Annotated in this window: 3 protein-coding genes and 1 pseudogene; all 4 read left to right on the top strand. The window is 28.1% G+C overall.

Going from position 1 to position 2,639, the window contains the following annotated elements; genetic code table 11:
* Positions 1-56 precede the first annotated feature (56 nt).
* Positions 57-581: pseudogene (ribA, locus tag ACTHUW_RS12700) on the top strand (GTP cyclohydrolase II); the annotation flags it as partial.
* Positions 582-1,043 carry a 6,7-dimethyl-8-ribityllumazine synthase gene (ribH, locus tag ACTHUW_RS12695; RefSeq protein ID WP_442196871.1) on the top strand — a complete coding sequence of 154 codons (462 nt, stop codon included), beginning with the start codon at positions 582-584 and terminating at the stop codon, positions 1,041-1,043.
* A 12-nt stretch (positions 1,044-1,055) separates the two neighbouring features.
* Positions 1,056-1,709, top strand: coding sequence for an HAD family hydrolase (locus ACTHUW_RS12690; RefSeq protein WP_442196872.1), 654 nt, complete (start codon positions 1,056-1,058; stop codon positions 1,707-1,709).
* Positions 1,710-1,801: 92 nt separating this feature from the next.
* On the top strand, positions 1,802-2,518 hold the full coding sequence (locus ACTHUW_RS12685; protein WP_442196873.1) for a hypothetical protein: 717 nt from the start codon (positions 1,802-1,804) through the stop codon (positions 2,516-2,518).
* Positions 2,519-2,639 lie beyond the last annotated feature (121 nt).

Here is a 2,639-nt window from a genome sequence, read left to right as displayed (position 1 = left end):
AGTCGGTGCTAATCTTTTAACTTTTATCAGACATTTTCAGAAGTGCTTGACACAAAATAAATGGAGAGCATCATGTAGCTTTAGTTAAAGGAGATGTTTCAGATGGTGCTCCTGTACTGGCAAGGGTTCATTCAGAATGTTTAACAGGAGATGCATTTGCTTCTCTTAGATGTGACTGTGGAGAGCAATTTTCTGCAGCTATGAATGAAATTAAAAAAAGTGGTAAAGGGATATTATTATACATGCGTCAAGAAGGAAGAGGTATTGGTCTTATTAATAAAATTAAAGCTTATGCTTTGCAAGATCAAGGAATGGATACAGTAGAAGCGAACTTAGCTTTAGGATTTCCAGAGGATATGAGAGACTATGGAATAGGAGCACAAATATTATCAGATTTAGGTGTTAAAAAGGTGAAGCTAATGACCAATAATCCTAAAAAATTATCTGGAATAACAGGATATGGTATTGAAGTCGTTAAAAGAGTACCTATTCAAATGAATCATAATGAAAGAAATGAATACTATTTAAAAACTAAAAAGAGAAAAATGGGACATATTTTAAATTTTAAGGAGGAAATTTAGATGAAAACATATGAAGGAAAATTAATTGCTAAAGGATTGAAATTTGCAATAGTGATTGGTAGGTTTAACGAGTTTATAGGAAGTAAATTATTATCTGGAGCTATAGATAATTTTAAACGTCATGGGGTAGAAGATGATGATATAGAAATAATTTGGACGCCTGGGGCTTTTGAAATGCCTTTAATTGCTAAAAAATTAGCAAAATCAAAAAAATATAATGGAGTTATATGTTTAGGTGCTGTAATTAGAGGGGCTACACCACATTTTGATTATGTATCAAGCGAGGTATCAAAGGGTATTGCAAATGTATCATTAGAAACAGAATTGCCAGTTATATTTGGAGTACTTACAACAGATACAATTGAACAGGCTATAGAAAGAGCTGGAACAAAAGCTGGAAATAAAGGTTCTGATGCAGCTATTACAGCTATAGAGATGGCAAACTTATTAAAAGAAATATAGGTTAGATTTATTATGTTTGAAAATGTAAAAACAATATTCATAGATTATGATGGAACAATCCATAATAGTATAAAAATTTATGGTCCTGCTTTTAGAAAAGCATATAAATATCTAGTAGAAGAAGGAGTAAGTCCATATAAGGTATGGAATGATAGTGAAATTTCATATTGGCTAGGATTTAATAGTAAAGCTATGTGGAAAAATTTCATGCCAAGTCTGGACCCTCATATTAGAGATAAAGCAAGTAAGATCATAGGAAGAGAAATGCTTAGCCAAATAAGAGCAGGGAAATCAGTGCTTTATGATGATGCATTAGATACTCTTAAATATTTAAAGCAAAAAGGATACCATTTAATTTTTCTTAGTAATTGTAGTATAAGCTATAGAGATATGGCTAAGGACAAATTTAAATTAGGTGATTATTTTGAAAAAATGGCTTGTTCTGAAGAATATGGATATATTCCTAAGCATAAAATATTATCAAAGCTAAAGCATAAATATCCTCAAGGCATGGTAATAATAGGAGATAGGTTTCAAGATATAGAAGCAGGAAAGAAAAATGAAATCTTAACCATAGGATGTAACTATGGCTTTCAACAACCCGGAGAATTAAATGATGCTGATATTACAATAGACAGTATAAAAGAGATAATGAATATATTGTAGTATGATAAAATTAAATGAGCTAAAATAAAGGAAAATAACCTTTCATATAGAATATTCTATATGAAAGGTTATTTTAAAAAGGGGGAGCTTATATGAAAAGAATATTTATAATATTATTTATAGTATTAATAATATTGTCAGGATGTAATAATGATATTTCTAAAAAAGAAGATTTGGTAGAAAAGGTAGAAAGATTAGAAATAAATGAATACAAAATCATGAATCTTAAAATAAATTATGAAGAGTATATTGAAAACACAAAAGATATAATGCCAGATGATTATAATAATAATTTCCTTGATAATATTACGATTTATTTTGCCCCACGAGTTAATGATGATACTGTAACTGTAGGAGATTTAAAGGGAATATCTGATGAAGAATTTAAAGAACATAAAGAAGAATTTAAAAAATATGGTCCTAGGAATTTTGAATATCAAGATGAATCAAATGAAGTAATACTTAAGATTTCAAAGCCATATGACGTATCAGGAAAAGAAGAAAATGTGGTATTTGCAAGAAAAATAATAACATTTGATATTGAAAAATTAAAAGAAATAGATACTGAATTAAAAGATGTGGAAGCCACAGGATTAACTAAGAAGATTTACCTTAATAGAATGTATACTTTTAAAAAAGAAAATAATGATTGGAAGCTTAAGTTCAGAAATGAAGATATGAAATTATATAGCTTAGAAGAATTTGAAGAAATTAATGAAGAAGATTTAAATAAGAGCTTACCATTTAATGAATTTCAAGATGAAAAGGTTGAATATAATACACAAATAAATATAACAAATACTAATTAAAATATTTGACAATCTATTTAATATAGGTATAATTATAGTGTGAAAAATAAATTGAGGTGATTTAAATGTAGTGCTAGTATATAAATAGGTCAACCTAAACATAATAAATTCTATTTCTGAT

This window comes from Senegalia sp. (in: firmicutes) (assembly GCF_052088025.1).
GTDB lineage: Bacteria > Bacillota > Clostridia > Tissierellales > SIT17 > Anaeromonas.
This window is presented reverse-complemented; position numbering and strand designations above follow the sequence as displayed.

Excerpts from the sequence above, each read along its gene's own strand:
- ribH (WP_442196871.1), top strand. The coding sequence starts at position 582 with ATGAAAACATATGAAGGAAAATTAATTGCTAAAGGATTGAAATTTGCA.
- ACTHUW_RS12690 (WP_442196872.1), top strand. The coding sequence starts at position 1,056 with ATGTTTGAAAATGTAAAAACAATATTCATAGATTATGATGGAACAATC.
- ACTHUW_RS12685 (WP_442196873.1), top strand. The coding sequence starts at position 1,802 with ATGAAAAGAATATTTATAATATTATTTATAGTATTAATAATATTGTCA.